25 protein-coding genes are annotated in these 24,729 nt (G+C 60.2%); 19 read left to right on the forward strand and 6 right to left on the reverse strand.

Going from position 1 to position 24,729, the window contains the following annotated elements:
- Positions 1 to 4: 4 nt before the first annotated feature.
- The 5 genes from AB4Z52_RS12300 to AB4Z52_RS12320 form a co-directional block, all read right to left on the reverse strand.
- Positions 5 to 1,642, reverse strand: a complete 1,638-nt coding sequence (locus AB4Z52_RS12300) for an ABC transporter ATP-binding protein (RefSeq protein ID WP_442218196.1) — start codon at positions 1,640 to 1,642, stop codon at positions 5 to 7.
- Positions 1,639 to 2,784, reverse strand: a complete 1,146-nt coding sequence (locus tag AB4Z52_RS12305) for an ABC transporter permease (protein ID WP_442218197.1) — start codon at positions 2,782 to 2,784, stop codon at positions 1,639 to 1,641. The genes AB4Z52_RS12300 and AB4Z52_RS12305 overlap by 4 nt, the downstream gene beginning before the upstream one ends.
- A gap of 1 nt (position 2,785) precedes the next feature.
- Complete coding sequence (locus AB4Z52_RS12310; protein WP_442218198.1) at positions 2,786 to 3,877, reverse strand: microcin C ABC transporter permease YejB; 1,092 nt, start codon at positions 3,875 to 3,877, stop codon at positions 2,786 to 2,788.
- A 150-nt stretch (positions 3,878 to 4,027) separates the two neighbouring features.
- A complete protein-coding gene (locus AB4Z52_RS12315; RefSeq protein WP_442218199.1) occupies positions 4,028 to 5,866 on the reverse strand; it encodes an extracellular solute-binding protein in 1,839 nt (612 codons plus the stop codon).
- A 98-nt stretch (positions 5,867 to 5,964) separates the two neighbouring features.
- Complete coding sequence (locus tag AB4Z52_RS12320; protein ID WP_442218200.1) at positions 5,965 to 6,600, reverse strand: TetR/AcrR family transcriptional regulator; 636 nt, start codon at positions 6,598 to 6,600, stop codon at positions 5,965 to 5,967.
- A gap of 38 nt (positions 6,601 to 6,638) precedes the next feature.
- Here AB4Z52_RS12320 and AB4Z52_RS12325 point away from each other — a divergent pair, with 38 nt between their 5' ends.
- The 7 genes from AB4Z52_RS12325 to AB4Z52_RS12355 all read left to right on the forward strand — a co-directional run bounded on the left by AB4Z52_RS12325 (position 6,639) and on the right by AB4Z52_RS12355 (position 13,289).
- Positions 6,639 to 7,208: a hydrolase gene (locus AB4Z52_RS12325; RefSeq protein ID WP_442218201.1), complete on the forward strand. Its 570-nt coding sequence runs from the start codon at positions 6,639 to 6,641 to the stop codon at positions 7,206 to 7,208.
- Between the two features lie 114 nt (positions 7,209 to 7,322).
- Complete coding sequence (gene mepA / locus AB4Z52_RS12330) at positions 7,323 to 8,336, forward strand: penicillin-insensitive murein endopeptidase (protein ID WP_442218202.1); 1,014 nt, start codon at positions 7,323 to 7,325, stop codon at positions 8,334 to 8,336.
- A 108-nt stretch (positions 8,337 to 8,444) separates the two neighbouring features.
- Positions 8,445 to 8,819, forward strand: coding sequence for a methylglyoxal synthase (locus AB4Z52_RS12335; RefSeq protein ID WP_442218203.1), 375 nt, complete (start codon positions 8,445 to 8,447; stop codon positions 8,817 to 8,819).
- 38 nt (positions 8,820 to 8,857) lie between these two features.
- Positions 8,858 to 9,883, forward strand: a complete 1,026-nt coding sequence (locus AB4Z52_RS12340) for a glucokinase (protein WP_442218204.1) — start codon at positions 8,858 to 8,860, stop codon at positions 9,881 to 9,883.
- A gap of 92 nt (positions 9,884 to 9,975) precedes the next feature.
- Complete coding sequence (locus AB4Z52_RS12345) at positions 9,976 to 11,769, forward strand: ABC transporter ATP-binding protein (RefSeq protein ID WP_442218205.1); 1,794 nt, start codon at positions 9,976 to 9,978, stop codon at positions 11,767 to 11,769.
- A 37-nt stretch (positions 11,770 to 11,806) separates the two neighbouring features.
- Positions 11,807 to 12,631 carry a 4-hydroxy-tetrahydrodipicolinate reductase gene (dapB, locus tag AB4Z52_RS12350; protein WP_442218206.1) on the forward strand — a complete coding sequence of 275 codons (825 nt, stop codon included), beginning with the start codon at positions 11,807 to 11,809 and terminating at the stop codon, positions 12,629 to 12,631.
- Positions 12,632 to 12,653: 22 nt separating this feature from the next.
- A complete protein-coding gene (locus AB4Z52_RS12355) occupies positions 12,654 to 13,289 on the forward strand; it encodes a 2,3-bisphosphoglycerate-dependent phosphoglycerate mutase (protein ID WP_442218207.1) in 636 nt (211 codons plus the stop codon).
- Between the two features lie 38 nt (positions 13,290 to 13,327).
- Here AB4Z52_RS12355 and phnF read toward each other — a convergent pair whose 3' ends face one another.
- A complete protein-coding gene (gene phnF / locus AB4Z52_RS12360; RefSeq protein WP_442218208.1) occupies positions 13,328 to 14,065 on the reverse strand; it encodes a phosphonate metabolism transcriptional regulator PhnF in 738 nt (245 codons plus the stop codon).
- 99 nt (positions 14,066 to 14,164) lie between these two features.
- Here phnF and phnG point away from each other — a divergent pair, with 99 nt between their 5' ends.
- The 12 genes from phnG (at position 14,165) to AB4Z52_RS12420 (ending at position 24,727) form a co-directional block, all read left to right on the forward strand.
- The gene (gene phnG, locus AB4Z52_RS12365; RefSeq protein ID WP_442218209.1) at positions 14,165 to 14,644 is read left to right on the forward strand and encodes a phosphonate C-P lyase system protein PhnG; all 480 of its coding nucleotides are present in this window, start codon (positions 14,165 to 14,167) and stop codon (positions 14,642 to 14,644) included.
- Positions 14,641 to 15,249 carry a phosphonate C-P lyase system protein PhnH gene (gene phnH, locus AB4Z52_RS12370; protein WP_442218210.1) on the forward strand — a complete coding sequence of 203 codons (609 nt, stop codon included), beginning with the start codon at positions 14,641 to 14,643 and terminating at the stop codon, positions 15,247 to 15,249. Before phnG ends, phnH begins: the two co-directional genes overlap by 4 nt.
- 3 nt (positions 15,250 to 15,252) lie before the next feature.
- Positions 15,253 to 16,362 (forward strand): carbon-phosphorus lyase complex subunit PhnI, encoded by a 1,110-nt coding sequence (locus AB4Z52_RS12375; RefSeq protein ID WP_442218211.1) that lies wholly within the window; start codon positions 15,253 to 15,255, stop codon positions 16,360 to 16,362.
- A complete protein-coding gene (locus AB4Z52_RS12380) occupies positions 16,359 to 17,240 on the forward strand; it encodes an alpha-D-ribose 1-methylphosphonate 5-phosphate C-P-lyase PhnJ (RefSeq protein ID WP_442218212.1) in 882 nt (293 codons plus the stop codon). The genes AB4Z52_RS12375 and AB4Z52_RS12380 overlap by 4 nt, the downstream gene beginning before the upstream one ends.
- Complete coding sequence (gene phnK, locus AB4Z52_RS12385) at positions 17,237 to 18,013, forward strand: phosphonate C-P lyase system protein PhnK (RefSeq protein ID WP_442218213.1); 777 nt, start codon at positions 17,237 to 17,239, stop codon at positions 18,011 to 18,013. Before AB4Z52_RS12380 ends, phnK begins: the two co-directional genes overlap by 4 nt.
- 25 nt (positions 18,014 to 18,038) lie before the next feature.
- Positions 18,039 to 18,758, forward strand: coding sequence for a phosphonate C-P lyase system protein PhnL (gene phnL / locus AB4Z52_RS12390; RefSeq protein WP_442218214.1), 720 nt, complete (start codon positions 18,039 to 18,041; stop codon positions 18,756 to 18,758).
- 86 nt (positions 18,759 to 18,844) lie between these two features.
- Positions 18,845 to 19,462, forward strand: a complete 618-nt coding sequence (locus AB4Z52_RS12395; protein ID WP_442218215.1) for a DapH/DapD/GlmU-related protein — start codon at positions 18,845 to 18,847, stop codon at positions 19,460 to 19,462.
- A gap of 178 nt (positions 19,463 to 19,640) precedes the next feature.
- Complete coding sequence (gene phnC, locus AB4Z52_RS12400) at positions 19,641 to 20,495, forward strand: phosphonate ABC transporter ATP-binding protein (RefSeq protein ID WP_442218216.1); 855 nt, start codon at positions 19,641 to 19,643, stop codon at positions 20,493 to 20,495.
- 90 nt (positions 20,496 to 20,585) lie between these two features.
- Positions 20,586 to 21,491 (forward strand): phosphonate ABC transporter substrate-binding protein, encoded by a 906-nt coding sequence (gene phnD / locus AB4Z52_RS12405; protein ID WP_442218217.1) that lies wholly within the window; start codon positions 20,586 to 20,588, stop codon positions 21,489 to 21,491.
- 85 nt (positions 21,492 to 21,576) lie between these two features.
- Positions 21,577 to 22,542, forward strand: coding sequence for a phosphonate ABC transporter, permease protein PhnE (gene phnE, locus AB4Z52_RS12410; RefSeq protein WP_442218218.1), 966 nt, complete (start codon positions 21,577 to 21,579; stop codon positions 22,540 to 22,542).
- Between the two features lie 7 nt (positions 22,543 to 22,549).
- Entirely contained in the window at positions 22,550 to 23,893 is a 1,344-nt protein-coding gene (phnE, locus tag AB4Z52_RS12415) for a phosphonate ABC transporter, permease protein PhnE (protein ID WP_442218219.1), read from the forward strand.
- Between the two features lie 138 nt (positions 23,894 to 24,031).
- Entirely contained in the window at positions 24,032 to 24,727 is a 696-nt protein-coding gene (locus AB4Z52_RS12420; RefSeq protein WP_442218220.1) for a DUF1045 domain-containing protein, read from the forward strand.
- Positions 24,728 to 24,729 lie beyond the last annotated feature (2 nt).

Consider the following 24,729-nt stretch of genomic DNA (forward strand, 5'->3'; position numbering starts at 1 on the left):
ATCTTTATTGCTGGATAGCGGCCGTCTCGACCGCTTCGATGTTGAAGGCCGCAGCAAGCAGCGCCCGAGTGTAATCCTCTTTCGGCGCGCGAAAGATATCTGCGGACTGGCCCTTTTCGACCACCTTGCCGAAGCGCATGACGATCAGCTCGTTGGCGAGCGCCTTTACCACCCTCAGATCATGGCTGATAAAAAGGTAGGCAAGATCATGCTTGCGCTGAAGATCGCGCAGGAGATCGACCACCTGCGCCTGGACGCTCATGTCGAGCGCCGACGTCGGCTCGTCTAGCATCACGAAACGCGGCTTCAACACCATGGCGCGAGCAATGGCGATACGCTGACGCTGGCCGCCGGAAAATTCATGCGGGAACCGCCAGCGCGTCAAGGGATCGAGGCCGACCTCCTCCAGCGCCCAACAGACACGCTGGTCGCGCTCCTCAGTTGACAGCGAGCGCTCGTGCACCTTCAGTCCTTCGGCGATGATGTCGCCAACCGACATGCGGGGGCTGAGAGAGCCGTAAGGGTCCTGGAAAACGACCTGGAGCTGGTTTCGCAGCGGCCGCATCTGCGCGAAGGAATAGGCCTCGATATCCCTGCCGACGAAGCTGATACGCCCCTTGGACGAGATCAGCCGCGCCAGCGCCAGGCCAAGGGTGGTCTTGCCGGAGCCGGATTCACCGACCACGCCGAGCGTCTGGCCGGCGCGAAGGCAGAGATCGATGCCATCGACCGCCTTGACGTGATCGACCACCTTGCGCATTAGCCCGGCCTTGATCGGGAACCAGACGCGAATATCGGATCCCTCCATCACGACAGGCTTGGAGGGATCGGCAAGCGGCGGCTCGCCGCGCGGCTCGGACGCCAGCAAGTGCCTGGTATAGTCGTGGCGCGGATTGGTGAAGACCTCTTCAACTGTCCCGGTCTCGACGATCTTGCCCTTGGTCATGACGCAGACGCGGTCGGCAAACTTGCGAACGATGCCAAGGTCATGGGTAATGAACAGCATCGACATGCCGTGCGCGCCCTTGAGTTCGCGCAGAAGCTCGAGGATCTGGGCCTGCACAGTGACATCAAGCGCTGTTGTCGGCTCGTCGGCAATCAGCAGTTCCGGCCGATTGGCAAGAGCCATGGCGATCATGACGCGCTGGCGCTGGCCGCCCGAAAGCTCGTGCGGATAGGCCTTGAGGCGCCTTTCCGGCTCGCGGATGCCGACCTGGTTGAGCAGTTCGAGGATCCGCTTGCGCGCACCCTGCCCTGACAGCCCCTGATGCAGCTCCAGTATTTCTCCAATCTGCTTCTCGATCGAATGCAGCGGATTGAGCGAGGTCATCGGCTCCTGGAAAATCATCGTGATATCATTGCCACGGACCGCACGCAGTTCGTTGTCCGAGGCTTTTAGGAGATCCTTGCCCTTAAAGAGGATCTCGCCGGAAGGATGGCTGGCTGTGGGATAGGGCAGCAGGCGCAGAATGGAGTTCGCTGACACCGACTTGCCCGACCCGGATTCGCCAACCAACGCCACCACTTCCCCCTTCTCGATATCGAAGGATATGCCGTCGACGGCGGTCGACGTCCGGTCGCCCTGGCGAAAGGCGACGGAGAGGTTGCGGACGGACAAAAGGATTTCTGGGCTCTTGCTCATCGAAACGTCTTCCTCGGATCGAAGGCGTCGCGCACCGCTTCGCCGACGAAGATCAGCAGCGAGAGCATGATCGACATCGTGAAGAAGGCGGTGAGGCCGAGCCAGGGGGCCTGGAGGTTGGATTTGCCTTGCGCGATCATTTCGCCAAGGGATGGCGAGCCGGGGGGCATGCCGAAGCCAAGGAAATCGAGCGACGTCAGCGTCGAGATCGAGCCAGAGAGGATGAACGGCAGGAAGGTCAGCGTCGCCACCATCGCGTTGGGGAGAAGATGGCGGAACATGATGGTGCGGTTGTTGACGCCGAGGGCGCGGGCGGCGCGGACATACTCGAAATTGCGCGCTCGCAGGAACTCGGCGCGAACGATACCGACGAAACCGACCCAGGAAAACAACAGCATGATGCCGAGCAGCACGAAGAAGCCGGGCGGCAGAATCGCGGCGATGATCAACAGGATGTAGAGCACCGGCATCGACGACCATATCTCGATGAAGCGCTGCAACAGGAGGTCCGTCCAGCCGCCGAAATAGCCCTGCACCGCGCCGGCCGTCACTCCGATAATGGCCGAGCAGATGGTCAGCGCCAGGCCGAACAGCACCGAGACGCGGAAGCCATAGATCATCCGCGCGGTGACGTCGCGCGCCTGATCGTCGGTACCCAGCCAGTTGAGATTGCCGAGCCGGCATTCGGGATCGGCGGCTTTCAGCGGATAGGCCGAGCAACGCTCTTGCTTACTCATCAGCCAGAAGGGCGCAGTCGGGGCGGAATGCGGGATGTTGGAATTGACCGTCTGGTAAGAATAGCGGATCGGCGGCCAGATCATCCAGCCGTTGGCGTTGATCTCGTCTGATATGAAGGAGGAGCGGTAATCTGTCTCGGCAAGGAAACCGCCGAACTTCTCTTCCGGATAGTTGACGAAGACTGGGAACAGGATCTCGCCTTTGTAGGAGGCGACGATCGGGCGGTCGTTGGCGATGAATTCCGCACCGAGGCTAAGCACGAACAGAAGCATAAACAGCCAGAACGACCAATAGCCGCGCCGATTGGCCTTGAAGTTCTGCCAGCGGCGCAGATTAGGGGGGGAAAGCAGGCCCTTGCGCGGTGGCTTGATGGGGATTTCGATGGTCGTGACGGAGGTGTCCATATCAAACGTCCCTCCGCTCGAAATCGATACGCGGGTCGATCCAGGTATAGATTAAATCCGAAATCAGCCCGACAAAAAGGCCCATCAAGGAGAAGATATAGAGTGTGGCAAAGACGATCGGATAGTCGCGATTGACCACCGAGAGATAGCCAAGCCGCCCGAGACCATCAAGCGAGAAGATGTTCTCGATCAGCAGCGAGCCGGTAAAGAAAGCGGAGATGAAAGCGCCGGGAAAGCCCGCGATAATGATGAGCATGGCGTTGCGGAAAACGTGGCCGTAGAGCACCCGCCGCTCGGTCAGCCCCTTGGCCCGCGCCGTTGTTACGTACTGCTTCTTGATCTCTTCGATGAAGGAATTCTTGGTGAGCAGCGTCGTGGTCGCGAATGCGGCAAGCGACAGCGAGATCAGCGGCAAAAGAAGGTGCCAGAAATAATCGAGCGGCTTTTGCCACCATGGGAGGCTGGCAAAATTATCGGAAACGAGGCCGCGCAGCGGGAACCAATCGAAGAAGGATCCGCCGGCGAAAAGCACGATCAGCAGGATGCCGAACAGGAAGCTTGGCACCGCGTAGCCGATGATGATGACCCCCGACGTCCAGACGTCGAAGGCCGAGCCGTCCTTGACTGCCTTGCGGATCCCGAGCGGGATGGAGATGGTGTAGGAAAACAGCAGGATCCAGATGCCGAGCGAGATCGATACCGGCATCTTGTCGAGGATCAGGTTAATGACGGATGTGTTTCTAAAAAAGCTCTCGCCGAAATCGAAGCGGATGTAGTTCCACATCATCTGCAGGAACCGGGTCAGCGGCGGCTTGTCGAAGCCGAATTGCTTCTCGAGCTTGGCGATCAGTTCCGGGTCGAGACCCTGCGCACCGCGATAGCGCGAACTGCTGTCGTCGAAGGACTGCTTGCCCATCAGGTCGCCGCCGCCCGACAGCCGGTCCGAGGCGCTGTCGCTCTGGCCGGTCAATTGCGAGATCACCTGCTCGACGGGACCGCCCGGGGCAAACTGAACCACCACAAAAGAAATCGCCATGATGCCGACGATGGTCGGGATCATCAGCAGCAGGCGTCGCAGGATATAGGCACCCATTAACGCCTACCAATTCCTGAAGCGCACGCTGCCCGGCGATATTCAACATTGGCCAATGCGGCCTTCCTTTCCGTAATTCCACTGCAGACGAAACCGCCTGATTCGCTGAAGCACTGTGGACGCTTCGGCGATGGATTGGCAAGGTATTCGTCAGTTTTTGGCGGTTGTGGACCACCAAACTGAGGGCATTCCGAGCGAGTACTCCGGCAACTCAGCCGGATGGGCAATGGTGTTCCAATACGCCAAGCGCGAAGTCTTCGACCCGTAGCTAGGCACAACAATGTGATGGGCGAGCAGTACTCGATCCAATGCTCTCGTTGATGCGACCAGATCGTCACGATCCCGCGCAAAGATGATCTTCCGAATTAGAGCATCTATGCCCGGATCGCTAATGCCACTGTAGTTTTGCGAACCAACGCGTTTCGCGGCATCGGAACCCCAATACTCCGCCTGTTCGTTACCCGGATTCGCGCTCTCGCTCCAACCTTGGTAAATCACGTCAAAGTCGCGCGAACGCCAACGGTTGGTGAATTGCGACGGTTCAACGCTTCGCACAGTTGCATCAACGCCGATCTTGCGAAGGTTTTGTGCGAACGCCAAGGCGACCGGTTCAATCGTCGGACCGTTCAGCAATATCTCGAAGGAAAGCGGTTGGCCCGTTTTCGAATTGAGCATGCGATTGCCCTTCAATTCATAACCCGCATCCCGGAGCATACCAATGGCGGTCCGCAGATTGTCGCGAAGCTTGGTCGGGTCGCCGCCTACCGGGCTCTTATAAGGCTCGGTAAACACACTCGGCGGGACCAGATTCCTGACCTCATTGAGAACGTCCAGTTCCTTTCCCTGAGGAAGGCCGGAAGAAGCAAGCTCTGTCCGGAAGAAAAAACTGTCGATGCGATCATAGGAGCCATAAAAGATCGTCCGCTTCAGCTCCTCGAAGTCGAAAGCGTAGTTCAAAGCCTCACGCACTCGTTCATCAAGGAATTTCTCTCGTCGCGTGTTGAAGATGAAGCCGACCATCACGCCGACCTTACGCATCTCGTTTTCGACCTCCTCTCGCTTTACGCGTCCATCGGCCACAGCGGGAAAACTATAAGCAGTTGCCCATCGCTTTGATGCGTTTTCCCACCAGTAGTCAGTATTGCCAGAGCGAAACGCCTCAAACATCACATCACGATCAGCGTAGTAGGTATATGTAACGGTGCCGAAATTGTTCATGCCGACATTGACGTTCAAATCCTTGCCCCAATAATCGCTTCTCAACTCATACCGAATGACTGAACCGGGCGTCACCGAAGCGATGCGATAGGGACCCGAGCCCATTGGAATTTCCAGAGTGGTCCGCGATATGTCTCGGGGCCGACCGTCGGGGCCATTCGATTCCCACCAATGCTTGGGGACTATGACGAGTTGGCCCACGATCTGAGGCAACTCGCGATTATTGGCCTCGTCAAAGCGAAATGTAATTTCTCGGTCGCCTGTCTTTTCTGCAGATTTGACGTGCCGATAGTAGAATTCCTGCTGCGGATCGTTCTTTGTGGCCTGTTCGAAACTGAAAATCACGTCCTCTGCGGTGACGGGCAGGCCATCCGCCCATTTCGCTTCTGCCCTCAAGCGGAAAGTCACCGAGGAAAAATCAACTGGATATTCGATCCCCTCGGCAAGCAGGCCGTAGCTCGAAGAAAGCTCGTCCAGCGCCGGCGTCATCAATGTATCGAACACCAAGCCGATGCCGCCACCCACCTCTCCTTTTGCAAGCAAGGGGTTGAGCGTATCGAAACTGCCTTCCTCGCTGAGCCGAAGCGTGCCACCCTTCGGCGCATCTGGATTGACGTAGGCGAAATGCTTGAAGCCCGCCTGATACTTGAGATCACCGATAGCGGCCGTCCCTACCCGGAATTGGGGTTCCTCTGCCCACGAAACCGCCGGCAGCGCCAGCATCAAGACAAGAGAACAAGCCAAGCCAGTTTTCGGCCAAGTCGATGCCATTCACAGTCCCCTCAATTGTTGTGGAATCATATTAGACAATTCGAAAAAGCGGAACACGCTTTATCGGGCCCTTCACCAGACCATCCCCGCAGGCGGGATCAACACCGGATTGACGCTTCCTCGAGGCGCTTGCGCAACATCAGGCGCAGTTCCCTGATCAATTGCTGGTCTTCGAGCGCATCTGGATCCGTTGCCGCTGCTACCGCGATCCTCAGCAATTCCAGAATGATCGAAGACAACAGTGCGATCTCGTCGGTAACGGGTGGTTTGGCGCGCGCGAGGATGGCGGCAATCCGTGTCTTCAGCTCTGCCCGCGAACGGGCCTTCCTGTCCTTGGGAATGTCCCGCCGGCCGGCAAGAACCACGAATTCCGGAAACTCGTCGAGAAAAGCGCCCAGCCTGTCGAAGATCGCCTCGCCGATGTCAGCGGCCGAACTGTCGTCCATTCGCCCTTCCAACTCCTTGAGAACGCCTTGCAGCCGTTCCAGCCGTTCGACATGCAACGCTTCGGCCAATAGCGGCTTTGTCGGAAAAAATTGGTAGAGCGAGCCAATCGACGAGCGGGCCTCCGCTGCAATCTCCGTCATGGTAGCGGCGTCATAGCCCTTTTCACAGAAGACTTTCGCCGCCGCTTCCAGGAGAACCGCAACACGGTCGTGACCGCGCTGGCGTTTTGGCGCGCGCGATCTCAGCTCAGGGGTTGATTTTTGCGAGGGTTCCCTCATATTCTGCATCGTGAGGATACCCTCATATTATTCTCGGAGCCTTTCTCATGACCCTATATGATCCAAAGACAACCGCACTCATTTCCATCGACCTGCAAGGCCTCGTGCTCGGCAGGGCCCTTGCACCCCATTCCGCACAGGAGATCGTCGAGAATACGGCAGCGATTGCCAGGAAACTGAAAGCCGATGGCGGAACCGTCGTTTTCGTCACCGTCGGATTTTCCGCAGACTATGCCGACGCTGTCAACCAGCCCACCGACGAAACCATCAGCTTTCCGCAGGGAGGCCTGCCCGAAGCAGCGATGGCAGAGCCGGCGGACATTGCCGCTTTCACGCCGGATGTCAGAATTCTCAAGCGTCACTGGAGTGCATTCTACGGCACGGAACTCGACCTGCAGCTTCGTCGTCGCGGCATCAAGACCGTCATCGTCACCGGCGTCGCCACCAATTTTGGCGTGGAATCGACGGTCCGCGATGCCTACGGCCACAATTACGCGGTGATTGTCGCAAGTGATGCGGCGACGACCTTCACCCCCGAAATGCATGATTTCGCTTTGACGCGGATATTCCCGCGGCTTTCTCGCGTTCGCAAGACCGCGGATATCCTTGCGAACTAGGCGAAATGCCGTTCCTTCCGCCCACGGCAAAACATGGATTCACCTGAATTCCATTTCGCGGTAGATTCCATCGCAAATCACTTCGGCAGCCGCCGGCAGCATTCAAGGAACGGCATGACGCTTCGTGCAATCAGCAAACTCGCCTTCGCCGTGAGCATGGTGGCCGGTCTCGTCGGCGGCGACGCCACAGCGCAACAGGCGGTCCCGACGCCTGGCAGTGCCAAGGCCATTTTCGGCGCGGTCGCCCTGCCGACACAGGGGCCGCCACAGTCGATCGGCTTTTATGCCAAGGGCTGCCTTTCCGGCGCCGTCGCGCTGCCAGTGACAGGCCCGACCTGGCAGGCGATGCGCGTTTCGCGCAACCGACGCTGGGGTCGGCCGGAAACGATCGCCTTCCTCGAACGCCTGTCGCAGGACGCTGCCAAATTTGACGGTTGGCCCGGCATTCTTGTCGGCGACATCTCTCAGCCGCGCGGCGGACCAATGTTCAATGGTCACGCCTCGCACCAGATCGGCCTCGACGCGGACGTCTGGCTGACGCCGATGCCGAAACGGACTTTGACACCTACGGAGCGTGAGAGCCTGCCTTTCACAACGATGCTGCAGAAGAACGCATTCCTAACCATCGATCCGAACGTCTGGACCGAGGCGCGTGCGAAACTGTTGATGCGCGCCGCAAGCTATCCACAGGTCGAGCGGATCTTCGTCAATCCGGCGATCAAAAAGAAGATGTGCGACACCTGGTCCGGCGACCGCAGCAACCTTGGCAAGCTACGGCCGGAATATGGTCACGATTCGCATTTCCACATCCGTCTTCGTTGCCCTGCGGGTTCGATCGGCTGTACGCCGCAGGCGCCGGTGGCGACCGGTGACGGTTGCGACAAGACGCTTGCCTGGTGGTTCACGAAAGAGCCGTGGGCGAAGCCCGTGCCGAAGCCCGGCGCCAAGCCGGTAAAACCGCGGGAAATGATGGTCTCCGACCTACCCACCGCCTGTAAGGCCGTGCTTGCGGCCCCGTCGACCACATCAATCAATGCGACCACGTCTGGCGGCAAGATAGGAGTGGTACCTGTTCAGCCGATATCCGGAGCGGAACCCGACGACCAATTGCCGGCAACGGAGCAGTAAGAGCGAATAAACAGGCCGAACCCCTGGCCTGACTATCTTTCAAACCGCTGAGGCTTGCTATAGAAGGCTACCAAATCGATTTAAGAGATCGGGCGGAGTCGATATTTCATGGCTGGCGACAAATGCGTAGCGCTGATCGCGCATGACGAAAAGAAGGACGCGATGGCGGATTTCGCCCGCCGGAACCAGCATATCTTGTCTAGGTTTCGTATTGTCGCCACCGGAACGACGGGCGGCCGGGTCCTGGACGTCTGCCCCGATCTCAATGTGACGCGGCTGAAGAGCGGACCGCTCGGCGGCGACCAGCAGATCGGCGCGCTGATCGCCACCGGCGAGATCGATGTCTTGATTTTCTATGTCGACCCGCTGACGCCGATGCCGCATGATGTCGACGTGAAGGCTTTGATGCGGCTTGCCATCGTCTACGATATTCCGATGGCGCTCAACGCAGCGACGGCCGAACGATTGATCTCCACGCTTTAAGACCAATCCGCCCGTCGGCGGCAGATACGGAACCGGCCATGCCAAAGCTCAGTCACAGCCAAGCCCCCCAGCCCTTTCCCATCTTGATGGGCGATATCGGCGGGACCAATGCGCGTTTCTCGATTCTCGTCGATGCCTATGCCGAGCCGAAGCAATTTCCCAATCTTCATGCGGCGGACTTCAAGACCATTGACGACGCGATCCAGCAGGGCGTCCTCGACAAGACCTCGGTGCGGCCACGCTCGGCCGTGCTTGCGATCGCTGGCCCGATTAAGGGCGACGAGATCCCGCTGACCAATTCGCACTGGGTTGTTCGCCCGAAGACGATGATCAGCGATCTTGGCTTTGAAGACGTTCTTATCATCAACGATTTCGAGGCGCAGGCATTGGCCGTCGCCACCCTTTCCAGCGATGCCCGCGAGACGATCGGGCCGGAGCACGAGACCATCATCGCATCGCGCGCGGTGCTCGGACCCGGCACGGGCCTCGGCGTTGCCGGTCTCGTCCACGCCCAGCACGCCTGGATCCCGATCCCGGGCGAAGGCGGACATATCGACCTTGGACCGCGCACGGCGCGCGACCTGCAGCTCTGGCCGCATCTCGAAGCGATCGAGGGTCGCATTTCCGCCGAGCAGATCCTGTGTGGTCGCGGACTGCAGAACCTCTACCATGCGCTTTGCAAGGTCGACGGCGTCGAGCCCACTTTGATGGAGCCCGCCGACATCACCACGCATGCCCTGGCCGGCACCGACAAGCTCGCTGAGGAAACGGTGTCACTGTTTGTCACCTATCTCGGCCGGCTGGCCGGCGACGTCGCGCTGCTCTTCATGGCCCAAGGCGGGGTCTATCTTTCCGGCGGGATTTCGCAAAAGATCATCCCGGCTCTAAAGAAGCCGGAATTCCGCGCCGCATTCGAGGACAAGGCACCGCATTCGGCGATGATGCGTGCGATCCCGACCTATGTCGTGACCCATCCGCTGGCGGCACTCGAGGGCCTATCGTCCTATGCGCGCATGCCGCAGAATTTCGGCGTTGCCACCGAAGGCCGGCGCTGGCGGCGCTGAACCGCGCTAGCCAAACCGGTCCGAACTCTTTATAGAGCCGCAAAAGCCCATGCCATCCGCGGCTCGCTTGGTTTGAGACAGGAAGCCGATTTTTGAAATTGCCCGAGAGCAAAAAGGTTAGCGTCAGTACCGAGACCGTTGTCGATGTCCTGAAGCGGGTCATCGCGGAAAACGGCCGCGACCATATCCGGGGCTACGCCTTTGCTATCTTCTGCCTGATCGTTGTTTCGCTTTCGACGGGCTTTACCGCCTGGATCATGCGGTCAGTCATCGACGAGGCTTTCGTCAACCGACGCGCCGGTATGGTGTGGATCATCTGCCTGTCGATCTTCGTTGCTTTCATGCTGCGTGGCTTTGCGAGTTACGGCCAGGCTGTGGCTTTGTCGAAAATCGGGAATAATATCGTCGCCCGCTATCAGCGGCGGCTTTACACGCATCTGATGTCGCTTTCGGTCGGCTATTTCAACGAGGCGCGCTCCGCCCATATTGCAGCACAGGTCAGCCAGAACGTCGGAGGCATCCGCGACGTCCTCAACTTGACGGTCACCTCCACGGTGCGCGATGTCTTGACCTTCATCACGTTGATCGGCGTGATGATCATCCAGGATCCGCTGCTGAGCCTTGCCGTGATGGTTCTGGCACCGCCGCTGCTCTATGCGCTGCGCTATGTCTCGAAGCGCCTGCGCGCCGCGACGCGCGAATCGATCAACCTAAATAGCCACGTTCTCGGCGCGATGCAGGAAACGATCCAGGGCATTTCCATCGTCAAAGCCTTCACGATGGAAGAGGAGCTCGATCGCAAGATCAACAAGCTGATCACTGCCGCCGAAGGCCGAGCCAACCGGATCGCGCGTCTGTCCGAGCGGACCGCACCGCTGACGGACAGCTTTGCGGGTTTTGCCATCGCCAGCGTCCTTGCCTACGCGGCCTATCGGGCGATCTACCAGAACGTGCCGCCTGGGGCATTCTTCTCTTTTGTTACCGCGCTGCTGCTCGCATACGACCCGGCGCGCCGACTTGCCCGCCTGCAGGTTCAGATGGAGCGGGCCGTCGTCAATGCGCGGATGATCTACGATATTCTCGACATGGAACCCCGCCAACGGGACCTTCCCGACGCCAAGGAACTTGTGGTTACCGAGGCGAAGATCGAATTCAAGGGCGTGACGTTTGGCTACGCCCAGGGAGAGCCGGTGCTCAACCGCGTCGACTTTACAGCAGAAGGCGGGCGGACAACCGCGCTCGTCGGGCCGTCCGGTGCCGGCAAGTCCACCGTCATCAGCCTGATCCCGCGGTTCTACGATCCGCTCGAGGGACAAATCCTCATCGACGGGCAGGATATCAGCCAGATCACCAAGCATTCGCTGCGCCAGCACCTGGCTTACGTGTCGCAGCAGCCATATCTGTTTGAAGGCACGATCCGCGACAACATTCGCTACGGCCGGCCGGAGGCCACAGATGCGGAGGTCGAGGAAGCCGCGCGTCTCGCTTATGCCCATGACTTCATCATCGCCCAGCCTCGCGGATACGAGACCGCCGTCGGTGAAAATGGGGTGACGCTTTCCGGCGGCCAGCGCCAACGTGTCTCGATTGCCCGCGCGCTTGTACGAAATGCCCCGATCCTGCTGCTCGACGAGGCCACCTCAGCGCTGGACACAGAATCCGAAGCTGCCGTTCAGAAAGCGCTGGATGAAGCAATGAGCGGGCGCACGGTGGTAGTGATCGCGCATCGGCTTTCGACGGTGGTCAGGGCGGACAAGATCGTCGTCATGCAACAGGGCCGCGTCGTCGAGCAAGGCAATCACGAGACGCTTGCGGTCGCAAGTGACGGCCTTTACGCTCGGCTGAACAATCTCCAGCGGCCTGCCGTGGCCGGCAATGGCCGATAGCACGACGGCTGCAACGACACTGACAAGACGGACCGATATGAGCGACAACGCAATGAAGCTGGTGGTGGTTGGCGCAGCAGGTCGGATGGGACAGGCGCTGATCCGCGCCATTCATTCGATCGAGGGTGCTGCGCTGCATGCGGCGATAGCAAGCCCCGGATCGCCATTTGTTGGCAAGGATGCCGGCGAGATATCCGGTCTGGGGCCCAACGGCGTTTCGATCACCGATGATCCGCTCCTAGCTTTTCTCCATGCCGAAGGCGTCGTCGATTTCACCAGACCGGCCAGCAGCGTCGGCTTTGCCGGCCTTGCCGCGCAGGCGCGCATCGTGCACGTTATTGGCACGACCGGATGTTCGTCGGAAGACGAGGCGAAGTTCGAGGCCGCAGCCCGCCACGCCCGGATCGTCAAATCCGGCAATATGAGCCTCGGCGTCAACCTGCTTAGCGCCCTTGTCGAGCAGGCCGCGCGGGCGCTTCCGCCCAGCGAGTGGGACATCGAAATCCTGGAAATGCACCACAAGCATAAAGTCGATGCGCCCTCGGGCACTGCGCTGTTGCTGGGCAAGGCCGCAGCTGCGGGCCGTGGCATCGATCTTAGTGAGAATTCGGTACGTATCCGCGATGGCCACACGGGCGCGCGGCCGCCAGGCGCCATCGGCTTTGCAACGCTGCGCGGCGGCTCGGTTATCGGCGAGCACTCGGTGATCCTTGCCGGCGAAGGCGAACAGGTAACGCTTTCTCATAGCGCCGGCGATCGCTCGATCTTTGCGCGCGGAGCAATCAAGGCGGCGCTCTGGGCGCGCGACAAGAAGCCCGGCCATTATTCCATGCTCGACGTGCTCGGGCTGTCTTCACATTGATCCCAACACGGAGGAACTATTCATGAGCGGTACCCTCGTCCTCGTTCGCCATGGCCAGAGCGACTGGAACCTGAAGAACCTTTTCACGGGCTGGAAGAACCCCGATCTTACCGAGCTCGGCATCGTCGAAGCCAATGCCGGCGGCAAAGCGCTCGCCGATTATGGGATCAAGTTCGACATCGCATTCACATCCGACCTCAAGCGCGCGCAGGACACCTGCAAGATCATTCTTGAAAATGTCGGCCAGCCGAGCCTTGAGACCATCCGCGACCAGGCACTCAACGAGCGCGACTACGGGGACCTTTCAGGCCTGAACAAGGACGACGCCCGGGCAAAGTGGGGCGAAGAACAGGTGCATATCTGGCGCCGCTCCTATGACATCCCACCTCCAGGCGGCGAAAGCCTGCGCGATACTGGCGCCCGCGTCTGGCCATATTACCTGACGGAAATTCTGCCGCGCGTCCTTGCCGGCCAGAAAGTTCTAGTAGCAGCCCACGGCAACTCGCTGCGGTCGCTTGTCATGGTGCTCGACCGCCTGACCAAGGAACAGATCCTCGCCCTCAACCTCGCGACCGGCGTTCCCATGGTCTACAAGCTCAAAACGGATTCGACGGTCGCATCGAAGGAAGTGCTCGGAGACATGTCCGCAGCGCATTGAGCGCACCCTTCGCTGGAGGGTCGCTCGCCGAGCGGCCTTCAGTTCTCTATCGTGAACTGCACCCGATCGGCGGCGAAGCGGCTGATGGAATATTGGACGGGGACACCGCTAAGGTCGATGTTCAGCGCTCGCGTGACCATCGCGATCGCACCGGGTGACAATTCAAGGTCGGCGATATCGCCCGCCTCGGCATGCACGGCGCTGATCTCGGTCATGGCACGGATATAGTCCAACAATCCCATTTCACGAAAAGCCTTGGTGATCGAGCCGGTCTTTCTGTAGGCCTCGCCGATGCCGGCGAAGCGATCGCCTGGGAACCAACTCGTGGCGCGCGAGACGGGTCGCTGGTCCGCGGTTCCAAGTGTCTCAAAGCGGATGACGCCTGTGCCTTCCGAGAGCTTCAGCCAGCGCGCCACCTCGGCGCTTGCCGGCTCCTCGGCCAGCGCCAAAAGCAAGCCGCGCGTTTCGCGGACCTGATCACCGATCCCTTGCGAGAACCGCGTGCGTTTCGAGATCGGGAAATTCAGTCTTTCCTTTCGCTCGATCAAGGTTCCTCGGCCCTGTACGGCGCGGACGACCCCTTCCTGGCCCAATGCGGCGAGCGCGCTTCTCACCGTATGTCGGTTGACGCCGAACTGCTGCGCCAGCACCGTCTCGGGCGGGACCATGCCGGTCGCGTCGAAATCACCGTGATTGATCGACGCGCGGATCCGGTCGGCAATCTGCCGCCACAGAGCCACGCCGGTCTGTCGCTGTATTTCCTTCGGTCCGCCCATCCTGCCCAAACTGCGTCACACGCTTGTCATCTGCCACCACTATGGATAATACTACATTGTATAGTTGTCTATATCAATAGACATTTTGAGGAACCGGCAATGAATTCAGCACAGAGGCACGAGGCCGAAGCCATGGAGATGCGCGAACGCAAGCGCGTGACCGACCTGCTTGCGCGGGCGGAACGCGAAGAGCTTGATGCCGCCTGGGAAGCGCTGCCCGAAAGACCGGCAGTCCAGCCGGTCCGCGGACCGGAGACCGGCCTCGTCATGGTGCGCGGCCGTATCGGCGGTGGCGGATCGCCCTTCAATCTCGGCGAGGTGACGGTGACGCGCACCACCATACGTATTGCCTCCGGCAAAGTCGGTCACGCACATGCGCTCGGCACCGATCGCGAGCGGTCGCGAGTGGCGGCGATTTTCGACGCACTGTGGCAAGAGCCGGCTACTAAGGACTTCGTCGAACGGACCATCCTTGCTCCAGTTGCCGAACGGATCGGAGCGGCCGATGCCAAGAAGGCGGATGAGACCGCGGCCACCCGCGTCGATTTCTTCACCATGGTTCGCGGAGAAGACAAATGATTTCCAGCAGCGAAGCTCTCGTCGGCGGGTTCAAGGAACCGGTCTTCAATTCGCAGAGCGTCTTCAAGGCGGCAATGGACGGGATGGCGCGACCGGGCACGATTCAATCCGTCGATCCGGCAATATCGCCGCCGGCGCCGCTCGACGTTGCGGCAGGCGCGCTTGGTCTGACGCTTTGCGACCAAGACACGCCTGTCTGGCTCACCTCCACCCTCGCCAAGTCCTCAGTCCCCGCATGGCTCGGCTTTCACACCGGCGCGGCGCTGGCGGCGGACAAGCTCGAGGCCCGATTCGTGTTCATCGAGGCAGGCGCGATGGTGTCGTCGCTCAATCAATTCTCGCTCGGGACGCAGGAATATCCGGACCGCTCGGCAACGCTGATCCTCGAAGTCGCGGAACTCGAGGGCGGCAAGCAATTGGCGCTGACAGGCCCCGGGATCAAGAGCATCCAGATGATCTCGCCGATCGGCCTGCCCGAGACTTTCTTGAGGCTCTGGACCGACAATCGCGCGATTTTCCCCCGCGGTGTCGACATCATCTTGACGGCGGGCTCGCGCTTCGTCTGCCTGCCTCGCACCACCAAAATCACCGCAACGGAGATGTGATCCATGTATGTTGCAGTCAAGGGTGGCGAAGCCGCCATCGCCAACGCTCACCGGCTCCTTGCCGACCGCCGCCGCGGCGACCGCTCGCTGCCGGCCATCGGCATCGAACAGATCGTCGAGCAATTGGCGCTGGCCGTCGATCGCGTCATGGCCGAGGCTTCGCTTTACGACCGCAAGCTTGCAGCACTTGCAGTGCGACAGTCACGCGGCGACATGATCGAAGCGATCTTCCTATTGCGCGCCTATCGCACCACCTTACCGCGCTTTGGCTATTCGAAATCGCTCGACACGGCGGCGATGAAGATCGAGCGGCGCATCTCCGCGACCTACAAGGATCTACCGGGCGGCCAGCTTCTTGGGCCAACCTTCGATTATACCCACCGCCTGCTGGACCCCTCGCTTCTTAGCGACGAGGTGGTCGAGGAGGGGGCGCAAAAGCCTGCCGAACAAGGCCGCGTCATGCGCGTTTCCGAAATCCTTGCACAGGAGGGCCTGATCGAGAGCGACGGCGACCTCCCAGTGGACCAGGAGATCGGCGATCTGACGCGCGAGCCGATGGAGTTTCCGATGACGCGGGATCTGCGACTGCAGGCACTGGCGCGGGGCGACGAGGGATTTCTCCTTGCGCTCGGCTATTCAACGCAGCGCGGATATGGCCGAAACCATCCTTTCACCGGCGAAATCCGCATCGGCGAGGTCGAGGTCGAGCTTGACGTGCCGGAACTGGGATTTGCGGTTTCGCTCGGAACCATTCAGGTCACCGAGTGCCAGATGGTCAATCAATTCAAAGGTTCCGCCAAGGCGCCGCCGCAATTCACCCGCGGATACGGCCTGGTCTTCGGCCATAGCGAGCGCAAGGCGATGGCGATGTCGCTGGTCGACCGCGCATTGCGCGCCGAGGAACTGGGCGAGGATATCACCGCCCCTTCGCAGGACGAGGAATTCGTCATCTCGCATTCGGACAATGTGCAATCGACCGGCTTCGTCGAGCACCTGAAGCTGCCGCATTATGTCGATTTTCAGGCTGAACTCGACCTTGTCCGGCGTATGCGCCGCGACTTCGACGCTGCCCGCAGGGGTGGCAAGGAACCCATGCCGGAGGCTGCCGAATGAGCGAGCTTGCATCCTATAACTTTGCCTATCTCGACGAGCAGACCAAGCGGATGATCCGCCGCGCGATCCTGAAGGCCATTGCGATACCCGGCTACCAGGTGCCCTTCGCCTCGCGCGAAATGCCGATGCCCTATGGCTGGGGAACGGGCGGCGTGCAGGTGACGGCCTCGATCATCGGGCCGCACGATGTTCTGAAGGTCATCGACCAGGGCGCCGATGATACGACCAACGCGGTCTCGATCCGCGCGTTCTTCCAGAAGGTAGCCAACGTTGCAGTGACGACGCATACCGGCGAAGCGACGATTATCCAGACGCGTCACCGCATTCCCGAGGAGAAGCTTCAGGCCGATCAGGTGCTGGTCTACCAGGTGCCGACGCCGGAGCCCCTGCGCTTCCTGGAGCCTCGCGAGACCGAGACCCGGAAGATGCACGCGCTTGAGGAATACGGCCTCATGCATGTGAAGCTGTACGAAGACATTGCGCGCAACGGCCACATCGCCACGACTTACGACTATCCGGTCAAGGTCAGCGGACGCTACGTCATGGATCCTTCGCCGACGCCGAAATTCGACAATCCGAAAATGCATATGTCGAATGCGTTGCAATTGTTCGGCGCCGGGCGCGAGAAGCGGATCTACGCCGTCCCGCCATATACCGAGGTGGTTAGCCTTGATTTCGAGGATCATCCCTTCACGATCCAGCATTTCGACAAGCCCTGCGCGCTCTGCGGCGGCGAGGACGTCTACCTCGACGAGGTCATTCTCGACGACAAGGGCGGACGGATGTTCGTCTGCTCCGATACGGACCACTGCGAGGACCGCCGCACGAAGGGCCATGCCGGCCATTTGCTGGCACAGAACAAGGAGGCCGCGGAATGAGCGAGACGCCACTTCTAAGGGTCAAGGACATTTCGAAATTCTACGGCAGCCGCACCGGCTGCCGCAACGTCTCCTTCGATCTCTGGCCGGGCGAAGTATTGGCCATCGTCGGCGAATCCGGCTCGGGCAAGACCACGCTTCTGAACTGCATTTCGACGAGGCTGATGCCGACCACCGGCAGCATCGAATATCACATGCGCGACGGCCACTATCGCGACCTGTTCCGTATGAACGAGGCCGAGCGCCGTTTCCTGATGCGCACCGACTGGGGCTTCGTGCACCAGAATCCGGCCGACGGCCTGCGTATGACGGTTTCTGCCGGCGCCAATGTCGGCGAGCGGTTGATGGCGATCGGCGATCGTCACTACGGCAATATTCGTGCGACCGCGATTGACTGGCTTGGCCGCGTCGAAATCGACGCCGACCGCATCGACGACCAGCCGCGCGCCTTTTCAGGCGGCATGCGGCAGCGGCTTCAGATCGCTAGAAACCTGGTGACAGCACCGCGGTTGGTGTTCATGGACGAGCCGACGGGCGGTCTGGATGTTTCCGTCCAGGCCCGGCTGCTCGACCTCGTTCGCGGCCTGGTTCAAGATCTCGGGCTTTCGGCAATCATCGTCACCCACGACCTTGCGGTTGCCCGTCTCCTTTCACATCGGATGATGGTGATGAAGGACGGGCTGGTGATCGAGCACGGCCTTACCGACCGCGTCCTCGACGATCCGCACGAGCCCTATACGCAGTTGCTCGTCTCCTCGATCCTGCAAGTCTGATACGGAACCTTAGGGAACAAAAGCCATGGCAACGCCCCTCGTCGTTTCCGAAGTCTTCAAAAGCTTCATCATGCATCTGCGCGACGGCATTCGCCTGCCGGTCGTCGCCGACGTCTCCTTTTCCGTCGCCAGCGGCGAGTGCGTCGTGCTCGGCGGCCCCTCCGGCATCGGCAAGAGTTCACTGCTGAAGATGACCTATGGAAACTATGCCGTCGACGGTGGTCAGATCCTTGTCAATCACAAGGGGCGTATCGTTGATCTGGCGACCGCCGATCCCAGAACCGTCATCGACGTGCGCCGCTACACTATGGGCTATGTCAGCCAATTCCTGCGCACCGTGCCTAGGGTTGCCACGATTGACGTCGTCGCCGAGCCGCTGCTGGCGCGTGGCGAGACCGCGACTGCCGCCAGGGCGCGAGCCGGCGAGCTTCTGTCGCAGCTCAATTTGCCCGAAGAACTGTGGCAATTGCCGCCGGCGACATTTTCGGGTGGCGAGCAGCAGCGCGTCAACATCGCCCGCGGCTTCATCACCGACCATGCGATCCTGCTGCTCGATGAGCCGACTGCCTCGCTCGATGCCACGAACCGGCGCGTCGTCGTCGAGCTGATCGAGGCGAAGAAGAAGAAAGGCGTAGCGCTTCTCGGCATCTTCCATGGCGAGGAAGTGCGCGAGGCTGTTGCCGATCGCATCCTCGATGTCAGCATATTCTCACCAAGAACGTCGCGTGTCGCCATCGGCGCCTGACATCGCCTCGTCTTTTCCACGACCCGCCTCGTGTCGCTTTTGAGCCGACGCCGGGCGTTGCGAACCTGCGCCCGAAAGGCACCATCATGACCAGAACACTTGGCGAGCAGCCCTATATCGATCCGACCGCACGCATCACCAATTCAAGACTTGGCCGCTATACCGAAGTCTCGGAACGCTGCCGGATCGATGAGGTCGACATGGGCGATTATTCCTACGCCATGCAGGACAGCGCCATCTGGTGCACGACGATCGGCAAATTCGTCAACATCGCTGCCGCCGTGCGCATCAATGCCACCAATCATCCGACCTGGCGCGCGACGCTGCATCACTTCACCTACCGCGCTACCGACTACTGGCCGGACGCAGACATGGAGACGGATTTCTTCGAATGGCGGCGGGAGCATCGCGTCGTCATCGGTCACGACGTCTGGATCGGCCACGGCGCGACGGTTCTGCCCGGCGTCACTGTCGGCAATGGGGCTGTCATCGGTGCGGGCGCTGTCGTGGCGAAGGACGTCGCCCCCTATACGATCGTCGGCGGCGTTCCGGCGAAGCTCATTCGCGAGCGCTTTTCCAAGGACATCGGCGAGGGCATGGACCGGCTTTCCTGGTGGGATTGGGAACATGACCGGCTGCGCACCGCCCTTGCCGATTTTCGTGCGCTTTCCGCTGAGGATTTCCTCTCGCGTTACGGGGCCTGACGTCCGTTGCGTAAGTATCGGCGCGTAGGCACACATGTTTGGCTGCAACCTGCGCAATGGCAATTGTGACAACTGCCAGCCCCTTTGTGACAGTTGTTACACAAAAATGACATTTGCGCTTCACGAAGCGGGGCTAATGCCTAGCTGGACACTGGTTGAACGACTAGGGAAAAGCAGGATGTTCGAGCTGAGGAATGTGACGCGCAAGTTCGGAAGCAAACTCGCGGTCGATTCTGTGACGCTGGACATTCCCCAAGGCCAAATGGTCGGCATCATCGGCCGCTCCGGCGCCGGGAAATCGACGCTGCTGCGTATGATCAACCACCTCGCGGTGCCGTCCTCCGGCTCGATCCATTTTGCAGGTACCGAGGTTTCCGCACTGCGCGGCAAGGCGCTACGCAATTGGCAGCGCGACTGCGCGATGATCTTCCAGCAGTTCAACCTCGTACCGCGCCTCGACGTGCTCACCAACGTCATGCTCGGTCGGCTCAATCATCGCTCGACCACTCTGAGCCTCCTCAGCGTCTTCAGCCGCGAGGAGCGGATCGACGCCATCATGGCGCTTGAGCGCCTCGGTATCGAGCAGACGGCGATGCAGATGGCGGGGACCTTGTCGGGCGGACAGCAGCAGCGCGTGGCGATTGCCCGTGCCCTGATGCAGCAGCCGAAGATGCTGCTTGCCGACGAACCTATCGCCTCCCTCGACCCCCTGAACGCAAAGATCGTCATGGATGCATTGCGCGACATCAACGAGCGCGAAGGCATTACAGTGATCACTAACCTTCACACGCTGGACACGGCGCGCAATTATTGCGAGCGCATCATCGGCATGGCGGCTGGTCGGGTCGTCTTCGACGGCGCGCCTTCGACGCTGACTGCCGAGGCCGTCAACGCCATTTACGGCACCGACAAGGACGGAGCCGGCATCGATGAGACGATGACGTCGACGAGCATTAATATTCCCGAGTTGCCCGCGTTTGCCGCGGCACAAGCATCTGCCGGCGTGCAACCGCTGGCACTCGCCGGTCTCTGAGGGAGAGACCGGGATCGACGGCCCGCGTCAAGGGCACATCTCTTCAGACCGAACACAGCCGGGGACACCGGTTAATCAGGAGACGAACCCATGTTGAAGAACACCCTTTTTGCAGCCGCAGCGCTTTTTGCGCTTGCCGGCTCGGCATCTGCTGCCGACCTCAAGGAATTTCGCGTCGGCATCCTCGGCGGCGAGAACGAAGCTGACCGCCTGCGCAACTATGCCTGCCTTGCCGACCACCTGAAGCAGTCCTTCGGTTTCGAAAAAGTATCGCTCTTCCCGGCCGCCGACTATGATGGCGTTATCCAAGGCCTTCTCGGCGGTACCCTCGACTTCGCCGAACTCGGCGCCTCCGGTTATGCCGCAACCCATATCAAGGACCCGAAGGCTGTAACCCCGATCCTGACGACTGAGCAAAAGGACGGTTCCACCGGCTATTATTCGATTGGTCTCGCACTGAAGTCCTCCGGCATCAAGACGATCATGGACGCCAAGGGCAAAAAGCTCGGCTACGCCGATCCGGACAGCACCTCGGGCTACCTCGTTCCGTTGACGCAGATTCCGAAGACTACCAACATGCCGAACGACAAGTTCTTCGCATCGACCCAGTTCAACGGTGGCCACGAGAACAACCTTCTTGCAGCCTATGATGGCAAGGTCGACGTTGCCGTTGACGACTCCTCGGGCATCGGCAATTTCAAGGACGGTTTCACCTCGGGCACCTTCCGCAAGGAAGTCGACAAGGGGGCCGTCGATCCGAACAAGCTCGTCGAAGTCTGGCGTTCGCCGCTGATCCCGAACGGCCCGCTGGTCGTGCGCACCGCACTCGGCGCTGAATGGCAGACCAAGCTCGCCGACTTCTTCACGAAGCTGCCGGCTACCGACAAGAAGTGCTTCGACGCTGTCGAAGGCGGCGACTTCAAGGGCTATGTTCCTGTGAAGCCTGATTTCTACAACGCCATCATCGACGTTCGCAAGCACGCGATCGGCGGTTGATCGAGCCTATTGAGGGCGGTCGGTTCTGCCGGCCGCCCTTTTTCCGTCTGTCGTTTTAAAGTCTATGCACGAGCGTAAATCATCGATGACCCTTGCCGATCTTCATCCGCAACTACCCAGCGCCCAGGAGATCGGCGACGCGTGGAGCAGACAGGTCGCCCGCCGGCGGATCTATACGATCTTCGGCCTGCTGGTGCTGGCCGCCGCCTTCGTCTCGTCGGTGCAGTTTGCCAACGAAAGCAATGCCGGACACTTCTTCGAGCGATTGCCGCATCTGTTCGATTTCCTGAGCTGGCTCGTCCCGAAGAACTGGGGCGATGTCTGGCGTGCGCTGTTCGATCTGCCGAGCCCGAACGATCCGGGGACCGGCGGCGAGGAATATAACTTCCCTCTCGGGCGCCACTATATCTGGGGCAGCTTCTACATCCCGGAATATTTCGAGCTGATGCTCATCACCTTCAACGTGGCGCTGGTATCGACGATCATCGGCTTCATTTTCGCCGTGCCGCTTTCCTTCATCGCGTCGCGGAACCTGACACCGTCGAAACCGCTGCGGATCGTCGTCAAGCGCTTCATGGAAATACTGCGCGCCTTTCCCGAGATCGTGATTGCCGGGCTTTTTGCCGCCATCATCTCGATCGGGCCGGTTTCCGCCATCATCGCGGTCGGCCTTCACTCGATTGGCGCGCTCGGCAAGCTGTTTTACGAAACGGTGGAAAATGTCGACATGAGGGCCGATGAGGGGATCAAGTCGGTCGGCGCCAGCTGGGGCGAGCGCGTTAGGTTTGCGGCACTTCCGCAGGTATTGCCGAATTTCATGTCCTATGCGCTGCTGCGCGTCGAGATCAACGTCCGCGCCTCGACGATCATCGGTGCGGTTGGCGGCGGCGGCATCGGCGAAGAGCTGAAGCTGGCGATCTCACGCGGTTTCGGGGCCAAGACGCTGGCGCTGATCCTTCTGCTGTTCATCACCATCCTCGCGGTCGACCAGTTTTCCGCCTGGCTGAGACGACGGCTCGTGGGCGACCACGCCTTTCTGTTGCAGCATTGAGGACGTCATGACGCGCACCGCCGAAAACCATGCCGCATCCATCGAAGAGCGCTTTCCGGCCGCCTTCAATCCCCCGTTGATCAAGCGTTTCGGCTCATTGCTGACGGTCATTGGACTGCTGCTTTACGCCATCTATTCGGTCTGGTTCTTCGACCTGCCCAAGCTCATGGCCGAAGCCCATTGGGAACGTGTCGGCATCTTTCTCAGCCAGTGGATCAGCTATGACGTACAGCCGGAGTTCCGGCTTTCCGACGGCGATATAAGCATTCATTATCCGCGTTTCTCGCCGCTGGGCGATGATCCGCATCCCGATTGGGTGCGGCAAAACAATGATGGCACCGTAACCATCGACGTCGCAGGAACGAGCAAGACGGTCACGATCGCCAAATCGGAGATTACCGTCAAAGCCCACGGCCAGAGTGTCGCCGTGTTGCTTTCGAGCGGTCAACCCAAGGTGCAGGGGCCGATCCCTGCCTGGATGACCGTCTATGACGACAATGTCCTTGCCAATCTCGGCTTTGCCGGCGATGTCAGCATCGACAGCGATCGTGTCAAGATCCGCAAGCGCTTTCTCGGCTGGCCAAACTTCATCTTCGACACCCAGTCGAAATTCTTCGAGAAATCACCGCTCGAGGTCGCAACGCTATTGGTGAGCGGACCGCAGCTTGTCGCTGGACAATCGAACTGGTCGCTGGCCTTTCAGGACTTCTGGAACAACAATACCTGGCAGCACGGCGACGTTTTGACGAAGCTGCTACAGACGGTCGTGATGGCGTTTCTCGGCACGCTGCTCGGCGCTATCGTGAGTTTTCCCTTGGCTTTTCTTGCCGCCCGCAACATCACCTCCAGCCGTATCGTCAATCACATTTTCAAACGGTTCTTCGACTTTCTGCGCTCGATGGACATGCTGATCTGGGCACTGTTCTTTACTCGCGCCTTCGGCCCCGGACCGCTTGCCGGCAGTGCCGCGATCTTCTTCACAGAGACCGGCACGCTCGGAAAAATCTATTCCGAGGTGCTGGAAAATATCGACGACAAGCCGCGCGAAGGCATCCAGTCGACCGGTGCGCAGGAGGTGCTGGTGCAGCGCTACGGGATCATGCCGCAGGTCGTCCCGATCATCGTCAGCCAGACGCTCTATCAATGGGAGTCCAATGTGCGCGGAGCGACCATCATCGGCGCGGTCGGCGCAGGCGGTATCGGCCTGAAGCTTTGGGAGGCAATGCGCACCAACAAGAACTGGGAAAACGTCGCCTACATGGTGCTTCTGACGCTCGTCGTCGTAATCCTGTTCGACGCTGCATCCAACGCGTTGCGGACGCGCCTCATGGGAACACAAAACCCGCATTGAAGGCTCGTTCGGCCATCTTCATCATCATTCTGTCATGGAAATCTTTTAGCGCAGGACCTGTCTTGCCGCCGTGGCGGAAATCACGGCACTGTGCGGCGCTATCAATATTCCCCACGAATGATTCCCCAAGGATGTCCCTTGCGCTACGCTCTCTATTTTACGCCGCCGAAGGACGATCCGCTCAACGCATTGGCCAGCCGCTGGCTTGGCCGTGACGCCTTTACGGGGGTGGCCTTTCCCCCGTCGTCTCAGGATGATATCAGTGGCGAAGAACATTACGCCGTTACTGCGGATCCGCGACGCTACGGGTTCCATGCGACCTTGAAGGCGCCTTTCGGGCTGGCCGCTTCGGTCAACGAGAACGATCTCATGGATGTCGCCGGCGACTTCGCTTCGCGCATGGCGCCCTTTACCATTCCCGAGCTGGTGCTCGCCCAGCTTGGTCCCTTCTTCGCGCTCGTGCCGGCAAGCCTGTGCCAGGAGCTTCAGGATTTTTCGGCGAGCGTCGTCAAGGCGTTTGAACCATTCCGTGCTGCGCTCAGTGATGCCGATATCGCGCGCCGCAAGCCGGAGGAGCTGAGCAAGGCGCACCATGCCAACCTGTTACGCTGGGGCTATCCCTATGTCATGGACGAGTTCCGTTTCCATATGACGCTGAGTGGACCAGTCGTGCCTGAACGGCAGCCGGCCATCGAACGGGTGTTGCGCGAGACATTTGCCGATCACATCGGCCGGCCACTTTCCATCTCCGGCCTTGCCGTCTTCGTCGAAGAGACGCGCGGTGCGCCCTTTATTGTCCGTTCCTGGCTGCCGCTTGGCGGCGCTCAAAGCTGAAA

The organism is Rhizobium sp. 2YAF20 (assembly GCF_052114685.1).
Taxonomy (GTDB): Bacteria; Pseudomonadota; Alphaproteobacteria; order Rhizobiales; family Rhizobiaceae; genus Rhizobium.